The sequence below is a fragment of the Bartonella sp. AP58NXGY genome (assembly GCF_042195785.1).
Lineage (GTDB): Bacteria > Pseudomonadota > Alphaproteobacteria > Rhizobiales > Rhizobiaceae > Bartonella.
Window position 1 is genome coordinate 1 of record NZ_JBHIOY010000257.1, and the last position, 707, is coordinate 707.

Here is a 707-nt window from a genome sequence, read left to right on the forward strand (position 1 = left end):
CAATTACCAGAGAAACAGAAGCGCGCAAATCGGTTGCCATCACGGGGGCGCCTTGCAACTTCTCCTTTCCATAGACAGTTGCTCTCTCACCATCGAGTTTTATCTCTGCCCCTAAACGATTAAGTTCTTGAACATGCATAAAACGATTTTCAAAAACCGTCTCCGTGATATGGGAAATGCCTTCAGCCCGTGTCATCAGCGCCATAAACTGCGCTTGGAGATCCGTTGGAAAAGCAGGATATGGTCCTGTTTTAATATCAACCGGCATAATTTTTGTGTTTTTTGGATTTCGCTTCACGTGAATTCCTTGAGGCTCTCATGTGAATCTCAAGCCCTGTTTTTTGTAAAACCTTCAGCACTATTGTGAGATGATGAGGATTAGCATTTTTCAAAAAAGACATCACCCCCCACTATTGCCACCTCTTCTGTTTCATGGGATTCCCCGCTATCACCGCCTCTCACAGCGCACCTAAAAACATGCCTGAATGCCCCCTCCAAACAACAGACATTCAAGCCATGTTCTTGGGATAAGATCACGCCGTTATCCGTTGAATTTTCGCCCCACATCGGGCTAATTTTTCTTCCAACCGCTCAAAGCCACGATCAAGATGGTAAACACGATTAACGATTGTTTCGCCCTTTGCTGCCAATGCCGCAATCACCAGAGAAACAGAAGCGCGCAAATCCGTCGCCATCACGGGGGCGCC

2 pseudogenes are annotated in these 707 nt (G+C 46.8%); both read right to left on the minus strand.

What is annotated here, in order from left to right:
• Positions 1 to 420: pseudogene (locus ACFINC_RS10805) on the minus strand (UDP-N-acetylglucosamine 1-carboxyvinyltransferase); the annotation flags it as partial.
• A 113-nt stretch (positions 421 to 533) separates the two neighbouring features.
• Positions 534 to 707: pseudogene (locus tag ACFINC_RS10810) on the minus strand (UDP-N-acetylglucosamine 1-carboxyvinyltransferase); the annotation flags it as partial.